General features: G+C 60.2%; 18 protein-coding genes. 9 read left to right on the plus strand and 9 right to left on the minus strand.

Annotated elements, in window-relative coordinates; genetic code table 11:
- The first annotated feature begins 34 nt into the window (after positions 1-34).
- On the plus strand, positions 35-1,234 hold the full coding sequence (locus CAF79_RS03865; protein WP_085696696.1) for an N-acetylmuramoyl-L-alanine amidase: 1,200 nt from the start codon (positions 35-37) through the stop codon (positions 1,232-1,234).
- Here the strand turns inward: CAF79_RS03865 and CAF79_RS03870 are convergent.
- Complete coding sequence (locus tag CAF79_RS03870) at positions 1,231-1,605, minus strand: glutamine synthetase (protein ID WP_085696698.1); 375 nt, start codon at positions 1,603-1,605, stop codon at positions 1,231-1,233. The genes CAF79_RS03865 and CAF79_RS03870 overlap by 4 nt on opposite strands.
- Before the next feature lie 223 nt (positions 1,606-1,828).
- On the opposite strand from CAF79_RS03870, the gene zigA reads away from it, so the two are divergent.
- Both zigA and CAF79_RS03880 read left to right on the plus strand, forming a co-directional pair.
- Positions 1,829-3,034 (plus strand): zinc metallochaperone GTPase ZigA, encoded by a 1,206-nt coding sequence (zigA, locus tag CAF79_RS03875; protein WP_085696700.1) that lies wholly within the window; start codon positions 1,829-1,831, stop codon positions 3,032-3,034.
- Positions 3,034-3,684, plus strand: a complete 651-nt coding sequence (locus CAF79_RS03880; RefSeq protein WP_085696702.1) for a DUF1826 domain-containing protein — start codon at positions 3,034-3,036, stop codon at positions 3,682-3,684. Before zigA ends, CAF79_RS03880 begins: the two co-directional genes overlap by 1 nt.
- 4 nt (positions 3,685-3,688) lie before the next feature.
- Here CAF79_RS03880 and CAF79_RS03885 read toward each other — a convergent pair whose 3' ends face one another.
- Positions 3,689-4,045 (minus strand): NADH:ubiquinone oxidoreductase, encoded by a 357-nt coding sequence (locus tag CAF79_RS03885; protein WP_085696705.1) that lies wholly within the window; start codon positions 4,043-4,045, stop codon positions 3,689-3,691.
- Positions 4,046-4,070: 25 nt separating this feature from the next.
- On the opposite strand from CAF79_RS03885, the gene CAF79_RS03890 reads away from it, so the two are divergent.
- Positions 4,071-5,042 carry a GTP-binding protein gene (locus CAF79_RS03890; protein ID WP_085696707.1) on the plus strand — a complete coding sequence of 324 codons (972 nt, stop codon included), beginning with the start codon at positions 4,071-4,073 and terminating at the stop codon, positions 5,040-5,042.
- Position 5,043: 1 nt separating this feature from the next.
- On the opposite strand, the gene CAF79_RS03895 is transcribed toward CAF79_RS03890, so the two are convergent.
- Positions 5,044-5,457 (minus strand): DUF3301 domain-containing protein, encoded by a 414-nt coding sequence (locus tag CAF79_RS03895; RefSeq protein ID WP_085696709.1) that lies wholly within the window; start codon positions 5,455-5,457, stop codon positions 5,044-5,046.
- A gap of 117 nt (positions 5,458-5,574) precedes the next feature.
- On the opposite strand from CAF79_RS03895, the gene pdxY reads away from it, so the two are divergent.
- Complete coding sequence (pdxY, locus tag CAF79_RS03900; RefSeq protein WP_085696711.1) at positions 5,575-6,447, plus strand: pyridoxal kinase PdxY; 873 nt, start codon at positions 5,575-5,577, stop codon at positions 6,445-6,447.
- Between the two features lie 43 nt (positions 6,448-6,490).
- Here the strand turns inward: pdxY and CAF79_RS03905 are convergent, their stop codons facing one another.
- On the minus strand, positions 6,491-6,973 hold the full coding sequence (locus CAF79_RS03905) for an acyl-CoA thioesterase (RefSeq protein WP_003229693.1): 483 nt from the start codon (positions 6,971-6,973) through the stop codon (positions 6,491-6,493).
- A 282-nt stretch (positions 6,974-7,255) separates the two neighbouring features.
- On the opposite strand from CAF79_RS03905, the gene CAF79_RS03910 reads away from it, so the two are divergent.
- A complete protein-coding gene (locus CAF79_RS03910) occupies positions 7,256-9,019 on the plus strand; it encodes a cation:proton antiporter (protein WP_085696713.1) in 1,764 nt (587 codons plus the stop codon).
- 21 nt (positions 9,020-9,040) lie between these two features.
- Here the strand turns inward: CAF79_RS03910 and CAF79_RS03915 are convergent, their stop codons facing one another.
- The 4 genes from CAF79_RS03915 to uvrD form a co-directional block, all read right to left on the minus strand.
- The gene (locus CAF79_RS03915; RefSeq protein WP_007954245.1) at positions 9,041-9,448 is read right to left on the minus strand and encodes an SMI1/KNR4 family protein; all 408 of its coding nucleotides are present in this window, start codon (positions 9,446-9,448) and stop codon (positions 9,041-9,043) included.
- Between the two features lie 137 nt (positions 9,449-9,585).
- Positions 9,586-10,464 carry a Tim44 domain-containing protein gene (locus tag CAF79_RS03920; RefSeq protein WP_085696715.1) on the minus strand — a complete coding sequence of 293 codons (879 nt, stop codon included), beginning with the start codon at positions 10,462-10,464 and terminating at the stop codon, positions 9,586-9,588.
- 175 nt (positions 10,465-10,639) lie between these two features.
- Positions 10,640-11,080, minus strand: a complete 441-nt coding sequence (locus CAF79_RS03925; protein WP_085696717.1) for an EamA family transporter — start codon at positions 11,078-11,080, stop codon at positions 10,640-10,642.
- A gap of 53 nt (positions 11,081-11,133) precedes the next feature.
- Complete coding sequence (gene uvrD, locus CAF79_RS03930; protein WP_085696719.1) at positions 11,134-13,317, minus strand: DNA helicase II; 2,184 nt, start codon at positions 13,315-13,317, stop codon at positions 11,134-11,136.
- A gap of 259 nt (positions 13,318-13,576) precedes the next feature.
- On the opposite strand from uvrD, the gene CAF79_RS03935 reads away from it, so the two are divergent.
- The 3 genes from CAF79_RS03935 (at position 13,577) to CAF79_RS03950 (ending at position 17,918) form a co-directional block, all read left to right on the plus strand.
- Positions 13,577-16,450 (plus strand): bifunctional diguanylate cyclase/phosphodiesterase, encoded by a 2,874-nt coding sequence (locus tag CAF79_RS03935; protein WP_085696720.1) that lies wholly within the window; start codon positions 13,577-13,579, stop codon positions 16,448-16,450.
- Between the two features lie 149 nt (positions 16,451-16,599).
- Positions 16,600-17,466, plus strand: a complete 867-nt coding sequence (gene hexR, locus CAF79_RS03940; RefSeq protein ID WP_007954250.1) for a transcriptional regulator HexR — start codon at positions 16,600-16,602, stop codon at positions 17,464-17,466.
- A gap of 239 nt (positions 17,467-17,705) precedes the next feature.
- On the plus strand, positions 17,706-17,918 hold the full coding sequence (locus CAF79_RS03950; protein WP_007962241.1) for a PA3496 family putative envelope integrity protein: 213 nt from the start codon (positions 17,706-17,708) through the stop codon (positions 17,916-17,918).
- Here the strand turns inward: CAF79_RS03950 and CAF79_RS03955 are convergent.
- Positions 17,860-18,822 carry a LysR family transcriptional regulator gene (locus CAF79_RS03955; RefSeq protein WP_085696722.1) on the minus strand — a complete coding sequence of 321 codons (963 nt, stop codon included), beginning with the start codon at positions 18,820-18,822 and terminating at the stop codon, positions 17,860-17,862. The two genes, CAF79_RS03950 and CAF79_RS03955, sit on opposite strands and share 59 nt — an antisense overlap.
- Positions 18,823-18,901: the final 79 nt, after the last annotated feature.

Raw genomic sequence — 18,901 nt, forward strand, 5'->3', positions numbered from 1 at the left:
AACCACGATGCCTTTTTCATGAACAGGCTTTCATATGCACAGACGCCACTTGCTCAACTTGATGCTGGCCAGCGCGGCCTTTGTTTTGCCTTTTTCAGTGCCCGCCGCGCAGATACGGAATGCTCGGCTTTGGCGTTCGGATGAAAAGCTTCGGCTGGTATTCGATCTAAGCGGGCCTGTGAGCTACAAGACATTCACTTTGAGTACGCCTGAACGCTTGATTATCGATTTGAGCGGGGCGAGCCTGGATGGCGATTTCAGCCAATTAGCGTTATCCGGCACCCCGATTCGCTCGATTCGCTCCGGCCATTTTGGCCAAGGAAACACCCGGATCGTGCTGGATTTAAGCAGTCCGGTTCAGCTTAATTCTTTCTTGCTGGCGCCTCAGGATGGACAAGGTCACCGCTTGGTTTTGGACTTGATGGGAGCTCCGGCAGAGCTTCCGGCAAGCGTTCCACGTGAAACACCACAAGAAAAATCCCATCCCAAGCGCGACATCATGGTGGTAGTCGACCCGGGTCATGGCGGGAAAGATCCAGGTGCAATCGGCGCCAAAGGCGAGCGGGAAAAGGATGTAGTTCTGTCCATTGCGCGACTGCTCGCACGAAGACTCAAGCGAGAGAAAGGCTTTGATGTGAAGCTGGTCCGTAACGACGATTTCTTCGTCCCGTTGCGCAAACGTGTAGAGATAGCCCGTCAGCACAAGGCCGACATGTTCATTTCGGTACACGCCGATGCTGCGCCACGTCTGACGGCTTCCGGGGCGTCGGTGTATTGCTTGTCCGAAGGCGGTGCTACGTCCGCCACAGCACGGTTCATGGCGCAGCGTGAGAACGGCGTGGATCTGCTCGGTGCAACCAGCCTGCTCAATCTCAAGGACAAGGATCCGATGCTTGCTGGCGTGATTCTCGACATGTCGATGAACGCGACCCTCGCTGCCAGTTTGCAACTCGGAAGCACAGTGCTGAGCAGTCTGGCCGGCATCACCACGCTGCACCAAAAGCGCGTGGAACAGGCTGGATTTGCTGTTCTGAAATCACCGGACGTGCCGTCAATTCTTGTGGAAACCGGGTTCATTTCCAACGCGCGGGACAGTCAGCGCCTGGTGACGGCGCGTCATCAACAGGCCGTGGCTGATGGTTTGTTTGACGGCTTGCAGCGCTATTTCCAGAAAAATCCACCCATCGACAGCTACATGGCCTGGCAACAAGAGCAGAAAGGATCACGGGTTTAACACCCGATGATCCGGCTGCAGGTGAACTTCGCACTGCTGCCGCCGGAGCTGGAGAACCGATTGATCGTCGTCCAGCCTACGCGCCGGTTGTAGCCAACCCAGGCTTCTCCATCAGAAGCGATGCCGGTGAAGAACGTGAGTTGCCCATAACGGCTATTGGTTTGTGCCCAGTAGCGGTTGCCCGCTTTCTCGAATCCGCGCACGTAAATTGTGCTGCCGACGGTGTTTACGCTATAGGCGTTGCCGTTGGCATCAATGCACGCCAACAGGTTTGCGCTGCGTGTGCAGTTGGCGAGCCCCGGCACTTGTGCTTCGGCACTCAGCGTCAGCATTGCCAGGCAGATAAGCGAGTACTTCAGCACGGTTTCCATGACGTCACTCGGCGACAAACTGATTGCAGCTTCCGGCTCTTTGTCACTTTGGGCAAGAAGAGAGTAGATTGAATTCGTTGTTATACTATAACATTATTCAGACAAGGCTTTTCGTGGCTTCTTTTTCAAGCGTCCGCTTCCCAGGTGATCTCATCGAAGCCCAAGAACGCTAGCCCCGAGAGCTTCCAGCGCTGTTTAGCGAACGTCTGATGAGGTTTATCCAATGTCTTCCCGACTTCCCGTGACCGTTTTGTCCGGCTTTCTCGGCGCCGGAAAAAGTACACTTTTGAATTACGTACTACGTAACAGAGACGATCTGCGCGTTGCCGTTATTGTCAACGATATGAGCGAGATCAATATCGATGGCAGCGAAGTCCAGCGTGATGTCAGCCTGAATCGTGCCGAAGAGAAGCTCGTGGAAATGAGCAACGGCTGTATCTGCTGTACGTTACGCGAAGACCTGCTTGAAGAGGTCAGCCAGCTGGCTCGTGAAGGCCGTTTCGATTACCTGCTGATCGAATCCACGGGAATCTCCGAGCCATTGCCAGTGGCCGAGACGTTCACCTTCCGCGATGAGCAGGGGCAAAGCCTTGCCGACATCGCTCGCCTCGACACTATGGTCACTGTAGTCGACGGCATGAATTTCCTGCCGGACTACCAGGCTGCTGAAAATCTCGCTTCCCGTGGCGAATTTCTCGGTGAAGAGGATGAGCGTTCGATCACCGATCTGCTGATCGAACAGATCGAGTTCGCCGACGTTCTGTTGATCAGCAAGATCGACCTGATCAGCAGTCGCGAGCGGGAGGAGCTGATGGCCATTCTCAGACGTCTCAACGCTCAGGCCGAGATCATCCCGATGGTCATGGGTGAAGTACCGCTGGAGAAAATTCTCAACACCGGTCGTTTCGACTTCGAAAAAGCTGCCCAGGCCCCAGGCTGGTTGCAGGAACTGCGTGGGAAACATGTGCCGGAAACCGAGGAGTACGGCATCGCATCCACAGCCTATCGGGCGCGTCGGCCCTTTCATCCACAGCGCTTTTTTGACTTCATCGATCGCCCTTGGGTAAACGGCAAACTGCTGCGCTCCAAAGGCTTCTTCTGGCTGGCCAGCAAACCCACCGACGCTGGCAGCTGGTCCCAGGCCGGAGGCCTGATGCGCCACGGTTTCGCCGGGCGCTGGTGGCGCTTCGTGCCAAAAGAACAATGGCCACAGGATCAGGAAAGTACCGCCGCGATCATGGAAAACTGGAACGCCAGCGTAGGCGATTGTCGCCAGGAGCTGGTGTTTATCGGGCAGAACATAGATTTCGCACAGCTGTCGTCGGAACTGGATGATTGCCTGCTGACCGATGCCGAAATGGCGCTCGGTACTCAAGGCTGGCGACAACTGCACGATCCCTTTGGCTCCTGGCACGACGAGGTGGCCTGATGCTCGCCCTGAAACCGCTGCCCGGCAGCACGCGTCATCAATCGTTCGGCCAGACCCCGCAGACGCTGGCGGACATTCTTGACGACGAGACCAACCTCGCGGTCTGGCAACGCCAGCTTCCGCTGCACATTTCCGAATTTGCGGACCTGTTACTTTCTCTGAACGAACCTTACGCAGAGGCGCTGTGCCTGGAATTGCCGGACGATGACGCAGAGCCGGATCTCACGGGACTGGCCAGCGGTTTTCGTGATCTGCAGGGTTACGAAGGGTTTATCGCCGACCTGAAATGGTTGATCAGTGCCTTCGCCTGCCTGTTGGGTGCACGGCGGATCGGTTTGCGTCTGCGGGTATTGGACAAGGCCATGTGTCCGCGTTTTCACGTCGATCATGTGCCGGTGCGATTGATCACGACGTATGCAGGTGTCGGCAGTGAATGGCTAAGGGAAGGGCAGATGGACCGTCGGCAACTTGGCCAACCGCAAGCCGAGCTGCAGGAAACGTCACGTATTCAGCAATTGAATCGGGGCGAGGTGGCATTGCTCAAAGGCGAAAAATGGCACGGCAATGAAGGTTTCGGGCTGATCCATCGCTCGCCGCAGCCGGCGCCGGGTGAGCGGCGGCTGATGCTGACCCTCGACTGGCTCGGCTAGCACCTCAGGGCTTGAGCCATTCCCCCTGGCTCTGAGCCTCGCAATAGGGCTGCAAATACGCCGCATCGGTGGCAACGCCGTAATAGTGGATATCCTGGCGATAAGGCATATTGGCGACTTGCGCGCTGCTGCACACGCCGAATGCGCCGACGGGGCAATGGTCGACGTATTGAACCTCGACTTTCTGCCCGGCCAGGGTCGGCTGGCAGAAGCCGTCGTTGAACAGTTTTTCCGGGATGTTGCGATTTTGCTGGCAGACTTTCACGTCAAGCCGCTCCGCCTGGCTGTGCACCACACAGGCCTGTGCCAAAGCCTCGCCGGACATCAGCATCAACAGCAACGACCACCCCATCCACCGCATCTTCGACCTCCAGAAAACCTTGATCATGTTGCAGAACATTCCCACCCACGTCATCGCCGGCCCCTTGGGCGCGGGCAAGACCAGCCTGATCCGCCAGCTCATGGCTCAGCGACCGGCGGGCGAGCGCTGGGCGGTGCTGATCAATGAGTTCGGCCAGATCGGGCTCGACGCTGCGCTGTTGACCCGCGACGCCGATGGTATCGCACTGGGTGAAGTGGCCGGGGGCTGTTTGTGTTGCGTGAACGGGGCGCCGTTCCAGATTGGTCTGGGGCGTTTGTTGCGCAAGGCGCGGCCGGATCGGTTGTTCATCGAGCCCTCGGGGCTCGGGCATCCGGCGCAGTTGCTGAACCAGCTGAACGAGGCGCCGTGGCAAGGCGTACTCGCCGTACAGCCTTGCGTGCTGGTACTGGACGCCAAGGCTCTCGCCGCAGGCAAACCGTTGCCGGACGCGCAGCAAGAGGCTTTGGCCAGTGCAGGCCTGCTGCTGTTGAACAAAGCGGAAAACCTCGACGAGACCACGCGCGAGCGAATCAGCCGACAGTTGCCGCCTGCCCGACTGATCTGGACGCAGCAGGCAATGTTGCCGCTCAGCGAGTTGCCGGGTCTGGCGGTACAGGCGCAAGCAGGTGTGGATAAGTTGATCGTGCCCCAAGGGCTGGCGCAGATGCCGGCCATCTGGAGCGATCCGGCGTTGCCGATCTGTCTGAGTCAGGCGCAGGAAGGTGGCTGGAGTATCGGTTGGCGCTGGCATCCGAGCCAGGTATTCGATGTATCGGGGATTACCCAATGGCTGAAAAGTCTGAACTGGCGCCGGGCCAAACTGGTGATTCACAGCCCGGACGGCTGGCAGTCAGCCAATGCGCTGGACAATGCCGAGCTCAGCTGGCTGCCCAGTGAATGGCGCAAGGACTCCCGGATCGAGCTGATTTTCGCCGAGCCACAAGCGGTCGGTGAATTACAGGCTGCGCTGGCTCAGTGCCGGCTTCAGACGAGCTGATTCAAGGCTTCCACTTGGTGTGTTCCTGACGCCATTGGCTCAGCTCGATCACTTCACCACGCGGCTTGGTCACTTCCACCACGGGCGGTGAGTCATCGAATGGCGCCGGGTAGGGCGCCAGCTCGATCTGGGCGCTGTGTGCTCCGAACTGGGTGATGGTGCCGTTGTGCCGGGTTTCGCCGGTCACGGTAAATTCGAAATTGTAGACCCGGGCCAGGCGTCGCCGGCCACTGGCGTCCTTGATCAGGCCGATCTTCTTCAGCGCCACGTTACCGTCGAGCAACTCGACGCCGACATTCACGCAATGCTGTTTGACCCGCTCCAGCGCCCGCTCGCGCAAGCCGTGGTTGTGCCAAAGCCACGCACCGGCGACGGCGAACAGCATCAGCACGAAAATGTTTTCCAGGGTGAGCATCAACACGAAACTCCAAATGATGGCGTCAGCTTAACTGCGTCGCCGGTCTGTCGTACAGGCTGCGTTTCGTCGCATACTGCGCGGCTTGAATTTCAATCGTTTTACGGAAAAACCCGAATGAAACGTACGCCTCATCTGCTCGCCATCCAGTCCCATGTGGTGTTCGGCCACGCCGGCAATAGCGCTGCGGTTTTTCCGATGCAGCGGGTCGGGGTGAATGTCTGGCCGCTCAATACCGTGCAGTTCTCCAACCACACCCAGTACGGCCAGTGGGCCGGAGAAGTGCTCGTGCCGCAGCGGATCCCCGAGCTGGTCGAAGGCATCGCCGCCATCGGTGAGTTGGGTAATTGCGACGCGGTGCTGTCCGGCTATCTCGGCAGTGCGGCGCAGGGCCGGGCGATTCTCAGTGGCATCGAGCGGATCAAAGCGGTTAACCCGAAAGCCCTTTACCTGTGCGACCCGGTGATGGGGCATCCGGAAAAGGGTTGCAGCGTTCCCGCCGAAGTCAGTGAGTTTTTGCTGGAAGAGGCCGCCGCCGTTGCGGATTTCATGTGTCCGAACCAGTTGGAGCTGGACAGCTTCGCCGGGCGCAAGCCGCAGTCGCTGTTCGATTGCCTGGCGATGGCGCGGGCGCTGCTGGCACGTGGGCCGAAAGCGGTGCTGGTCAAACATCTGGATTATCCGGGCAAGCCGGCGGATGGCTTTGAGATGCTGCTGGTGACGGCCGAGGGCAGCTGGCATCTGCGGCGTCCGCTGCTGGCGTTTCCGCGTCAGCCGGTGGGAGTGGGCGATCTCACGTCCGGCCTGTTCCTGGCGCGCGTGCTGCTCGGCGACAGTCTGGTGGCGGCGTTCGAATTCACCGCAGCGGCGGTGCATGAGGTGCTTCTGGAAACTCAGGCTTGCGCCAGTTACGAGTTGCAATTGGTGCGGGCGCAGGACCGGATTGCGCATCCTCGGGTGAAATTCGAGGCTACGCCGATCAGTCTCTGATCATTGCCGCGCTCGCGGACGGGGTCCGCGAGCGCGCTTTCAATCAGGCGTCGCCCTTGATTTCCTGATAGCGCTTTTCCAGCTCCTGACGGATCTGCCGGCGTTGCTGCGCCTGCATGTAGCGGCGTTTGTCTTCGCTGTTCTGAGGTTGCAGCGGCGGTACGGCGGCGGGTTTGCGCTGATCGTCCACCGCAACCATGGTGAAGAAGCAGCTGTTGGTGTGGCGCACCGAGCGCTCGCGGATGTTTTCGGTCACCACTTTGATGCCGACTTCCATCGAGGTATTGCCGGTGTAGTTCACCGACGCCAGGAAGGTCACCAGTTCGCCGACGTGGATCGGCTCGCGGAAAATCACCTGATCCACCGACAGGGTCACCACGTAGCGGCCGGCATAGCGGCTGGCGCAGGCGTAGGCCACTTCGTCGAGGTATTTGAGCAGGGTGCCGCCGTGCACATTGCCAGAGAAGTTGGCCATGTCGGGGGTCATCAGTACCGTCATCGACAGCTGGGCGTTTCCGGGTTCCATAACGTTCTCACGGGTCAAGGCAGGGTTGCTGATAGAAACACCTCTGCGGGTGCCTGGTCGCTTTTCAAAAGCACCGTTATCGGGACGCCAGGCAACTGGCCGCCGTCACGCCCGAATCGATCTGTTTCCATATATTGCACCGCCTTTCAGCCGGAAGTCGCGGTGTTACCCTGCAAAAGCGCCTCTCCAAGGGCGATTCCTACACCAAAAGCGGATTTTTACTCAGCTCGCCCAGACATTTCCCATGCCTGCGTGAGCCTCGTCATTCAAGGAGCCCACACCATGCATGCCATCAGCTTTATTCAGGATCTGGCGGTGATCATGTTGGTCGCAGGTGTGGTGACCGTTCTGTTTCACCGCTTCAAGCAGCCGGTAGTGCTCGGCTACATCGTCGCCGGCTTCATCATCGGCCCGCACACGCCGCCGTTCGGCCTGATCCACGACGAGGAAACCATCAAGACCCTTGCCGAGCTCGGGGTGATTTTCCTGATGTTCTGCCTGGGCCTGGAGTTCAGCCTGCGCAAGCTGTTCAAGGTCGGCGCCACGGCATTCATCGCGGCGTTCCTGGAAATTGTCCTGATGATCTGGATCGGCTACGAAATCGGCCGCTGGTTCGACTGGAACACCATGGATTCGCTGTTCCTCGGCGCAATCCTGGCGATTTCCTCGACCACCATCATCGTCAAGGCACTCAATGACCTGAAGATGAAAAACGAGCGCTTCGCGCAGCTGATCTTCGGCGTGCTGATCGTCGAGGACATTCTCGGCATCGGCATCATCGCCTTGCTGTCGAGCATTGCGGTCAGCGGCACGGTAAGTTCCGGTGAAGTGTTTTCCACAGTGGGCAAGCTCTCGCTGTTCATGATCGTCGCGTTGGTCGTCGGCATCCTGTTGGTGCCACGACTGTTGGCCTACGTGGCGAAGTTCGAAAGCAACGAGATGCTGCTGATCACCGTGCTGGGGCTGTGTTTCGGCTTCTGCCTGCTGGTGGTCAAGCTCGAGTACAGCATGGTGCTCGGGGCGTTCCTGATCGGCGCAATCATGGCCGAGTCGCGGCAACTGCTGAAAATCGAGCGCCTGATCGAGCCGGTTCGCGACCTGTTCAGTGCGATCTTCTTCGTCGCCATCGGCCTGATGCTCGACCCGATGATTCTTCTGCAATATGCGTGGCCGATCGCGGTCATCACGGTAGCCGTGGTGCTGGGCAAGATGCTGTCCTGCGGCCTCGGTGCCTTTATCGCCGGTAATGACGGACGCACCTCACTGCGCGTCGGGATGGGGCTTTCGCAGATTGGCGAATTCTCCTTCATCATCGCGGCGCTGGGGATGACGCTGCAGGTCACCAGCAACTTCCTTTATCCGGTGGCCGTGGCGGTTTCGGTGATTACCACGTTGCTGACGCCGTACCTGATCCGGGCTGCCGATCCGCTGTCGATAAAGCTGTCCGCCGCCATGCCGCAGCGTCTTGGGCGGGTGTTCGGGATGTATGGCGAATGGCTGCGCAGTATTCAGCCGCAGGGTGAGGGCGCGATGCTGGCCTCGATGATCCGGCGAATCCTGCTGCAGGTCGGGGTCAATCTGGCGCTGGTGATCGCGATCTTCTTTGCCGGCGCTTTCTTTGCCGGGCGCCTCTCGATCTGGATGCAGGACTGGATCAGCGATCCGAGTTGGCAAAAGGCGTTGATCTGGGGCGGGGCATTGCTGGTGTCGTTGCCGTTCCTGATCGCGGCCTATCGCAAGCTCAAGGCGCTGTCGATGCTACTGGCGGAGATGGGCGTGAAGCCGGAAATGGCCGGGCGTCACACACAGCGAGTGCGCCGGGTAATCGCCGAAGTGATCCCGATCATCTCGCTGCTGGTGATTTTCCTGCTGCTGGCAGCCTTGTCGGCCAGTATCTTGCCGACCAACAAGTTGCTGGTCTTGGTCGCCGTGGTCGCGGCCGCCGTGGCGGCGCTGCTCTGGCGCTGGTTCATCCGGGTGCACACGCGGATGCAGGTGGCCTTGCTGGAAACCCTCGACAACCACAAGGAGTCGTCGGGGCATTGACCTCCCAGGGTGAGGGGCGTTTCAGCTTTCCAGCCAGACGTCCCGCGCCCAGTGCCAGACCGATTCCCAGGACTCTTCGGTAATCAGTTCTTCTTCGCCGGACCACAGCACCACGGTGCCGTCTTCTTCGACGCAGTAGTAGTCGTCACCGTCCTGGCAGATCGGGATCAGGTCACGCGGCACGCCGGCATCCCAGGCATTGGCGGCTACGTCCGGCAGGTAGGTGTGGGATTGCGGGTCAGTGACGGTCACCGGCTCCAGGCTGCCGTAAACCACGTCGCTGACGGTCAGCAGAAACTCTTTGAAGACGAACGGGATGTTGATGAAGAGCTCTTCTTCGATTTCCACCAACTGGTCTTCGTCAGGCAGCTCCAGGGGAACCGGTACGGGTTCGTTGGCTTCGCGCAGTTGTTCGATGATTTCTTCCACGTCCGGGATCCTCTTGCTTGAATGGCGCGGTTCATATGGGCCGGTTTATACAGTAGCTCGCTACAGATGCAACCGCGAAATAGAAAACCCCGGCCGAGGCCGGGGTTTTCATTACTGCGCGTAAACGTCGGAGGTGATCAGCCGTTCTGGCGGATACCGACGACCAGCCAAGGCTGGTTGTCGCCCTGTGGACGTTCCATGTTCCAGCTTTCGCTGAACACTTCGCCCTGCTGATCGAAACGCGAGGTCTTCGACACGCCGTTGAAGGTCAGGGTAGCGATGGTCTTGTCCGCACGGTCATCCACGCCATCCAGTTGTACCTGGAGGTTGTCGATGTAGGTGGACTGGAACGCGTCGCCCAGCTCCGCGCGCTCGCGCTTGAGGAACTCGAGCATTTGCGGGGTCACGAACTCGGCGATCTTGTCCATCTCGTTGGCGTCCCAGTGCTGCTGCAGCGCCTGGAAGTGGCTGCGGGCGGCTTCAAGGAAGCGCTGTTCGTTGAACCAGGCCGGTGCGTTGATCACCGGACGGGCGGCAGCAGGCGCGGCCGAACCACCGAAGATCGAACCCATGGCTGCTGGCTTCTGTTCAAATACTTCACGCTGCATCGGCGCGCCGGCCGGAGCGAACTGCTCCTGCTGCTTGCGGCGACGGGCGGCGATGAAGCGGAAGATCACGAACGCGATCACGGCCATGATCAGGATGTCGAAGAACTGCATGCCTTCGAAGCCGCCGCCCATGAACATGGAAGCGAGCAGGCCACCGGCCGCGATGCCCGCCAGAGGGCCGAGCCATTTCGAAGCACCGCCGGCCTTGGCCGCAGCGCCCGCGGCACCGGCAGCACCCGCGGTCGCCGCAGCGCCGCCCATGCCTGGAGAAGAAGGAGCCATCTGGCTGGTCTGGTGCGTCGGCGCAGCGCCGGCGCTTTTGCCACCACCAAAGCGCTTGGCGTTGGCGTCGAGGCTCATCGTCAGGCCGATGCACAACGCCATGGCGATGCTAAGAAAACGTTTCATAAAGGGAATTCCCGTTTGTGGAGACACGCGCGCCATGTTGCACAGCTGAAGTGTTACTGGCTAGCGAGAGAGTGTTTCGGGCTTTTGCCTGACAGGTTACGTTCAGCTCGGTCGGGGCAATAAGGCCATGTACTTTTGTCTGTAGGAAAAGGAGATAGGTTCGGCAGGAAATGGATCAACGCCGCAAGGCCAGCATCACCACTCCGGCGGTGATCAGGCCGATGCCGCTCCATTGTCGCAGGTCGAGTTTCTCACCCAGCAGGATCACACCGAGCACCGCCACGAAGACTACGCTGAGCTTGTCCACCGGCGCGACCAGCGACGCCGGGCCGACTTTCAACGCCCGGAAGTAGCACAGCCACGAAGCACCGGTGCCCAGGCCCGACAACAACAGAAACAGGTAGCTCTTGGCGGAGATCGATCCCAAGGACTGATATTGGCCCGTGGCGTACAAAATCAAGGCCAGGCTGATCAATACGACGATTGTGCGCAGGAGGGTGGCAAAGTCGGAGTTGACGTTTTCGATGCCGATCTTGGCGAAGATGGCTGTCAGCGCGGCAAAAGTGGCCGAGAGCAGGGCCCAGAATGTCCAGGAGGAAAAAAATCCCGAGCCCATGGATGTTGCCTCCAGTGTCCGTTCCCGTGCTCAGCGCGGGAACGGACGTTGACTTATATGGCTTCCAGCTTCGCGTACCCGAGCATCAGCCACTTGCTGCCTTCGGCGAAGTTAACCTGCACCCGGGCCTGGGCGCCGGCGCCTTCGAAGTTGAGGATCACGCCGTCGCCGAAGATCGAGTGACGCACAGCCTGGCCAAGGCTCAGGCCGGTTTCCGGAATCTCGCTACCGCTGAACAGGTTGCTGCCGCCCATCGACGGGTTGCCGCCGAACGGTCGGCTGACGCTGTTCGAAAGGCGTACTTCCTGAATCAGGCCTTTCGGTACTTCCCGTACGAAACGCGACACCTTGTTGTAGGTTTCGCTGCCGTACAGGCGTCGGGTTTCAGCATAGGTCATCACCAGGTTTTGCATCGCCCGGGTAATGCCGACATAGGCCAGACGCCGCTCTTCCTCAAGGCGTCCAGGTTCTTCCAGGCTCATCTTGTGCGGGAACAGGCCTTCTTCCATGCCTACCAGGAATACGTAAGGGAATTCCAGGCCCTTGGCGCTGTGCAGGGTCATCAACTGAATGCTGTCTTCGTGTTCGTCGGCCTGAGTGTCGCCGGCTTCCAGCGAAGCGTGGCCGAGGAACGCGGCCAGTGGCGTCAGCTCTTCGTCTTCTTCAGTGTTCTCGAAGTTGCGCGCGGCGCTGACCAGTTCCTCAAGGTTTTCTACCCGGGCCTGGCCTTTCTCGCCTTTTTCCGCTTCGTGGTAGGCGATCAAACCGGACTGCTCGATGACGGTCTGGGTCATCAGGTGCAACGGCATCTCGGCGCACTTGGCGGCGAGGTTTTCGATCAGCTCGATAAACGCGCCCAGCGCACCGGCAGCGCGACCGGTCAGGCCTTTGTTGGCCACCAGCTGGCGCATGGCTTCCCACATCGACACATCGCTGTGGCGTGCATGGTCACGGATCGCCTCGACGGTTTTCTCGCCGATGCCACGAGCCGGGACGTTTATCACCCGCTCCAGAGCCGCATCGTTGCCACGACCTTCCAGCAAGCGCAGGTAAGCCATGGCGTTCTTGATTTCCGCCCGTTCGAAGAAGCGCTGGCCGCCATAGATGCGGTACGGAATGCGTTCACGCAGCAACGCCTCTTCCAGAACGCGCGATTGGGCGTTTGAGCGGTAGAGAATCGCGATATCGCTGCGCGCCAGGCCGGTTTTCAGCGCGCTTTCGATGGTTTCGACAACGTAGCGCGCTTCATCGTGTTCGTTGAACGCGGCGTAGAGGTTGATCGCTTCGCCATCGCCGCCGTCTGTCCACAGCTCTTTGCCGAGACGTCCGGTGTTGTTGGCGATCAGGGCGTTGGCGGCCTTGAGGATGCCGGCCGTAGAGCGGTAGTTCTGCTCCAGACGGATGGTCACCGAGTCCGGGAAGTCCGAAGAGTACTGGTGTATGTTCTCGATTTTCGCGCCGCGCCAGCCGTAGATCGACTGATCGTCGTCGCCGACCACCATCAGGCTGTCGCCACCCTTGCCCAGCAGACGCAACCAGGCGTACTGCACGGCGTTGGTGTCCTGGAATTCGTCCACCAGAATGTGTCGGAAACGCTTCTGGTAGTGCGCCAGCAGGCCCGGGTGATCGCGCCACAGGTCGAGGGCGCGAAGCAGCAGTTCGGAGAAATCGATGACACCGGCACGCTGGCACGCTGCCTCGTACGCTTCATAAATGCCGCGCATGGTCGCCAGGAACAGATCGCCGCTGGCCTGAATGTGTTGCGGACGCAGACCTTCGTCTTTCTGCCCGTTGATGAACCACTGGGCCTGACGGGCCGGCCAGCGTTGCTCGTCCAGCCCCAGCTCGCGGATTACCCGCTTGACCAGTCGTTGCTGGTCGTCGCTGTCGAGAATCTGGAAAGTCTCGCTCAGCCCGGCTTCCTGCCAGTGCGCCCGCAGCAAGCGGTGCGCCAGGCCGTGAAAGGTGCCGACCCACATGCCGGCCGGGTTGATGCCCAGCAATTGCTCGATGCGGTGACGCATCTCGGCAGCGGCTTTGTTGGTGAAGGTCACCGACAGAATCGAGTGCGGCGAGGCGTTTTCGACCTGGATCAACCAGGCGATACGGTGCACCAGCACTCGGGTTTTGCCGGAGCCGGCACCGGCCAGGACCAATTGACGACCAACGGGAGCCGCTACGGCCTGGCGTTGGGCATCGTTGAGGGAGTTCAGCAGAAGAGAGAGATCATCGCGCATCGGGGCATTCTAGGGTGCGCCGCAGGCCCGGGCAAACCGAGCTTTGCATTAGCCGATGAAAGTGCTGTCGATGACGACCGGTCGGTCACCGGCTACAGGCGTTGACCCGCCTGGCGTCGGGGCTTTGGAGGGGGACGAGCGGTGTAAAAGTTTCGGTGAAATTATGATCTGGGGCAGTTTGGCAAGTGGTTCGGCTTGTGTATGCTCCGTCCACGTTTCCGGGCGCATGCTCACACTTATAAGAACAAGAACGTTGCCTATGACCCTCAGCTTCGACCTGTCGGGCCCCTCCGTGGAGCCTCGGGCGATCCGCAAGCTTTACGCCACCCAGATGGCGGTCGAGCGCACGCGCCTTCTTTATCAGGGTTCGCTGTTGCCCACCCTGTTCATGTTGATCAATGGTCTGGTCTGCGCCGGTCTGCTCTGGAGTCCGCAGCGTTATTTCGTGGTCAGCGTCTGGCTGGTGTGGCTGTTGTCGCTGGTGGCCCTGCGAGTGATTCAGGTCGCCGCGTTCGACTCGGCGATCCCTGATCGTCAGGCCCAGCCGATCTGGGGGCGGATGTTCCTGCTCGGCTCGACCATGACCGGCCTGACCCTGGCCGGCGCCGGCATCGCCCTGGTGCCCGCCGACAATTTCATGCAGCAGGCCTGGGTATTCGGCCTGATCGGCGCCGCGACCCTGTCGGCGAGCGTGGCCTACGCCGTGAGCATTCCGGCGTTTCTTTCCTTTACCTTGCCGTGCCTGTTGCCGGCCATCGGCTACCTGTTTTGGGGCGGTGACGAACTGGCGCGCGGCTGGGGCTGGCTCGGGCTGATCCTGCTCGGGTCGCTGAGCGTGGTGGCGTGGCAGGTCAACCGGCTGATCGATCGTGGTTTGCTGCGGCGTTTCCAGAACCAGCACCTGATCGAGCACCTGCAACAAGCGCAAACCCGCAGCGAACAGCTCAATCTGGAACTGGCGAAGGAAATCGAACACCGGCGTTGCGCCGAGGGCAAGCTGCGTGAAGCTCAGGTCGAGCTGGAAGACCGGGTCGCTCAGCGCAGCCGGGAACTGGACGTCGCCAACCAGGCGCTGAGCAAGAGCGAGGCGCGCCTGGCGCTGGCGTTGAAGGCCAGTGAGCTGGGACTGTGGGACTGGAACCTGCAGACCGACGAAGTTCACCACACGCAAATCCAGGAACTGTTCGGTCTGGATCCGGAATACGTCACCGGACTGCTCAGGCATCTGCGGCCGCGCCTGCATCCGGAGGATGTGCCACCACTCAAGCGGGCGTTGATCGAGCACTTGAAGGGCCGCACCGAGGATTATCAGATCGAATACCGCGTGCGCCATGGCGACGGTCACTGGGTCTGGATCGAAGACCGTGGCCGGGCAGTGGAGCGCGACGAGGACGGCCGGGTCATCCGCATGGTCGGCACCCGCCGCGACATCAGCGTAAGCAAAAGCCTGGAAGCCCAGCAGCAACTGGCGGCGACGGTGTTCGAGGCCGCCAGCGAAGGCATCGTGATCCTCGACCCGAATTATTCGCTGATCGCCGTCAATCAGGCTTTCAGCCGGGTCACCGGTTACGACATCGACGACATGCTCGGGCGCAATGTCGTTGAGTTGCCGTGCAGTCGCGATGCCCGCAGGCATTACGTCGCGATCCGCCACGCGCTGGAGCAGAACGGCAGCTGGCAGGGTGAACTGGTGGAAACCCGCAAGAACGGCGAGCTCTATCCGCAGTGGCTGCAATTGAATGCCGTGCGCGACAGTCGGGGAAGTGTGAGCCATATCGTCGGCTTCTTCGCCGATCTGTCGGCGCGCCGCGAATCCGAGGAGCGCATGCGCTACCTGACCCACTACGACGAACTCACCGGTCTGGCCAACCGCTCGCTGTTCCGCGAACGCCTGCACGAAGCCCATCAGCGCGTGCGGCAGGGCGGGCGCCGGAGTCTGGCGTTGCTGCACATCAATCTGGATCGCTTCAAGCTGCTCAACGACAGTCTCGGCCATGAGATTGCTGACCAATTGCTGCAAAAGATGTCCCGTCGTCTGGTCAGTGCTCTGCCGGAGGCCGACACCATTGCCCGGTTGTCCGGTGATGAGTTTGCGGTACTGTTCGACGCCTACGGCAACCTGTCGAGCCTGGCGCGGGTCGCCACGCGGCTGTCGACCAAGCTGCGTTTGCCGTTGACTGTGGAAGGACATGAACTGGTGGTCAGCGCCTCGATGGGCATCAGCATGCTGCCGGACAATGCGCGGGAGATTTCCGCGCTGGTCAGCCAGTCGAACATGGCCATGCAGCATGCCAAGCACCTGGGCGGCAACAATTTTCAGTTCTACACCGACAGTCTGCAGGCCAGCACGCTGGAGCGTTTGCAGCTGGAAAACCAGCTGCGCAAAGCCATCGAAGACAAGCAGCTCAACGTCTTCTATCAACCGAAACTGTGCCTGGCGACCGGTCGTCTCAATGCGGCAGAGGCGCTGGTGCGCTGGGACCACCCGACCATGGGCCGGGTGCCGCCGGGGGACTTCATCGGTCTGGCCGAAGAGACAGGGCTGATCGGGCCGATCGGCGAGTTTGTACTGCGTCAGGCCTGCTGGCAGGCGTGCGAATGGCAGCGTCAGGGACTGGCGCCGATCCGGGTATCGGTGAACCTGTCGGTGCATCAGCTGCGTCAGGGCAAACTGGTCAGTCTGGTGCGTCAGGTGCTGGAGGAAACCGGCCTGGCGCCGCACTACCTCGAACTGGAGCTGACCGAAAGTCAGTTGCTCGACAGCGTCGAATACATCATCGCCGCGTTCCAGCAGTTGCGGGATCTGGGAGTGAAACTGGCCATCGACGATTTTGGCACCGGCTATTCATCGCTGAGCTATCTGAAACGGATTCCGGTGGACTACGTGAAGATCGATCAGGCCTTTATTCGCGGGTTGGGCGAGGGCAGCGAAGACGCAGCGATCACCCGGGCGATCATTGCGATGGCTCATGGGTTGTCACTGAAAGTTGTCGCCGAAGGTGTCGAGCGATCCGAGCAGTTGGCATATCTGAAAGCTGAAGGTTGCGACGAAGTGCAGGGTTATCTGATCAGCCGTCCGGTGGAGGCGGTCGGCCTTGCCGCGTTGCTGCGTGAACAGGAAAAACCGCTGTAAGGGCTACATACAGCGCATGTCGCCTGATCCGGGGGTATCGAGTTACGCATTGAGCAGGCAAAAAGCCGATTCATGTAGTATAACTACAAGCTTGCTACATCCCTGGCATCTGGCCACAGCACATCTTTCCATAACAAGAGTCCAGCCCCTTGAATCTGCTGCAACACATCGCCCAGTCACGTCACCTGTTACGCAAGTCGGAGCTCAAGGTCGCCGACCACGTGCTGCTTGACCCTGCGGCAGTGATGCACAGTTCCATGGCCGACCTGGCCCACAGCGTCGGCATCAGCGAGCCGACCATCGTGCGCTTCTGCCGGGCCATCGGCTGTTCCGGTTTCCAGGATCTGAAACTCAAGCTCGCGCAAAGCCTCGCGGCCGGCGCCAGCTTCGGTCAGTTCGCGATCCATGAAGACGACTCTGTCGCCGACTACAGCCTGAAGATTTTCGACACCACGTTGCACACGCTGATGGAGGTTCGCGAGAAGCTCGATCCTCTGGAGCTGCAACGGGCGGTGACGCTGATGTCCCAGGCCCAGCGTGTCGAGTTCTACGGCTTTGGTGCGTCAGGCGCGGTGGCGGCGGATGCGCAGCACAAGTTCTTCCGTCTGCTGCTGACGGCGGCGGCGTATTCCGACCCGCACATGCAGGCAATGTCGGCGGTGACACTGAAGCCCACCGACGTGGCGATCTGCATTTCCCAGTCCGGTCGTTCCAAAGACCTGCTGATCACCGCCAACCTCGTTCGCGAGAGTGGTGCGTCGCTGATCACCTTGTGCCCGAGCCAGACACCGCTGGCTGAGCTGTCGACCGTCAACCTGGCGATCGATGTTCACGAAGACACCGAAATCTATACCCCGCTGACCTCGCGTATCGCTCATCTGGTGGTGATCGACGTACTGGCGATGGGCGTGGCCATGGCGCGCGGGCCGAGCCTGGTCAACCACCTCAAGAGCGTCAAGCGCAGTCTGCGCAGCCTGCGGCTGTCGCCAAAGTCGGTGAAAGCACTGGATGACTGACGTCATCGCAAGGTCGTTCCGACCTTGATCGCGAGCAAGCTCGCTCCCACATTTGATTTCGATATGACACAGAATTTGTGTACGTAAAACATCCCTTGTGGGAGCGAGCTTGCTCGCGATGGCGGCCTCAAAAACGCCATCGCCATTTGCAAGTTCATCGCACTGTCATCCCCCCGCAGCCAAATCGTCATCCACCGCGCCTATCGTGAAACTCCCGTACTCGCCTTGGGAGACTCGAAATGGCTCAGCCCTACGAAGAACGCAACAGCGCCGCGAAAACCCGTCGTCAGCAGGAAGACCAGCGCCGCATGGAATTTCGCCGCGCCATCGAAGATCGCTTCGAACTTCGCCAGCTTCAGAGCGAAATCAGCGATTTTCCCGAGGACATCGAACTCAACTACTGGCAGGCAGCGCCAGCAGCTTCCCGTCGAAGCGCTCAACCAGCGCGCTGATTTGCACCCGTTCGCTGCGGATAAACGCCTGGAAGGCGTGAGCCACCGGTGACAGCCGTTTGGCTTTGGCTTGCACCAGGCACCAACTGCGAAACAGCGGCAATTCTTCGACCGGAAGCTCCACCAGGCCGCCGGTCGCCAGCTCCAGGTTCAGGGCGTGGCGCGTCAACAGCGCCAGGCCCAGACCTGCGACTACGCATTCACGCTGGGCTTCGGCCGACGCCACTTCCTGGGTCTGGGTGAAGTGCACGCGCTTCTCCTTGAAATACTCTTCGCAGGCCAGTCGCGTACCCGAGCCGGGTTCGCGGATCAGCAAGGTGTAAGGTTCCAGATCCTGCAAGCGCAGCGGGCCCATGTGCGCCAGCGGATGATCCGGGCGTGCCACGGCGACGATCGGGTTGTTGAGGAACGGCAGAAATTCCAGGCCCATGTCCTGCGGCACCATCGACATGATCACCAGATCGTCGCGGTTGTCGGAGAGGCGGCGGATCACCTGGCCACGGTTGACCACCGTCAGTTGCAGGTTCACTTCCGGATGCTGGCGCTTGAACGCTGCGAACAGGTGCGGCACGAAGTATTTGGCGCTCGATTCCACCGCCAGTTTCAACTGGCCCTGCAGTGAGCCCTGCATGTCCGACAGCTGCATGTCGAGGTTTTCCAGTCGGCCGAAGATGTCCCGGCTGGCACGCTGGAGTGCTTCGGCCGCTTCGGTCATGTAGAGTTTTTTGCCGACGTAATCGAACAATGGTTGGCCGATCAGCTCTTCAAGCTGACGAATCTGTAGGCTGACGGCCGGTTGTGTGAGCGACATTTCGTCGGCTGCGCGGCTGTAGGAGCGTAAATCACACACTTCGTTGAAGATCTGCAATTGACGCAATGTCATACGCATCAAGGACTTACGCATTTTCTACCGACTCTGGCCGTTGGCTGATGCGCTGACTATAAGTCTTTACTTATGCCTGACCCAATTTTTATTCATTTTT

It is taken from the genome of Pseudomonas sp. B26(2017) (assembly GCF_002113045.1).
Classification (GTDB): Bacteria; Pseudomonadota; Gammaproteobacteria; order Pseudomonadales; family Pseudomonadaceae; genus Aquipseudomonas.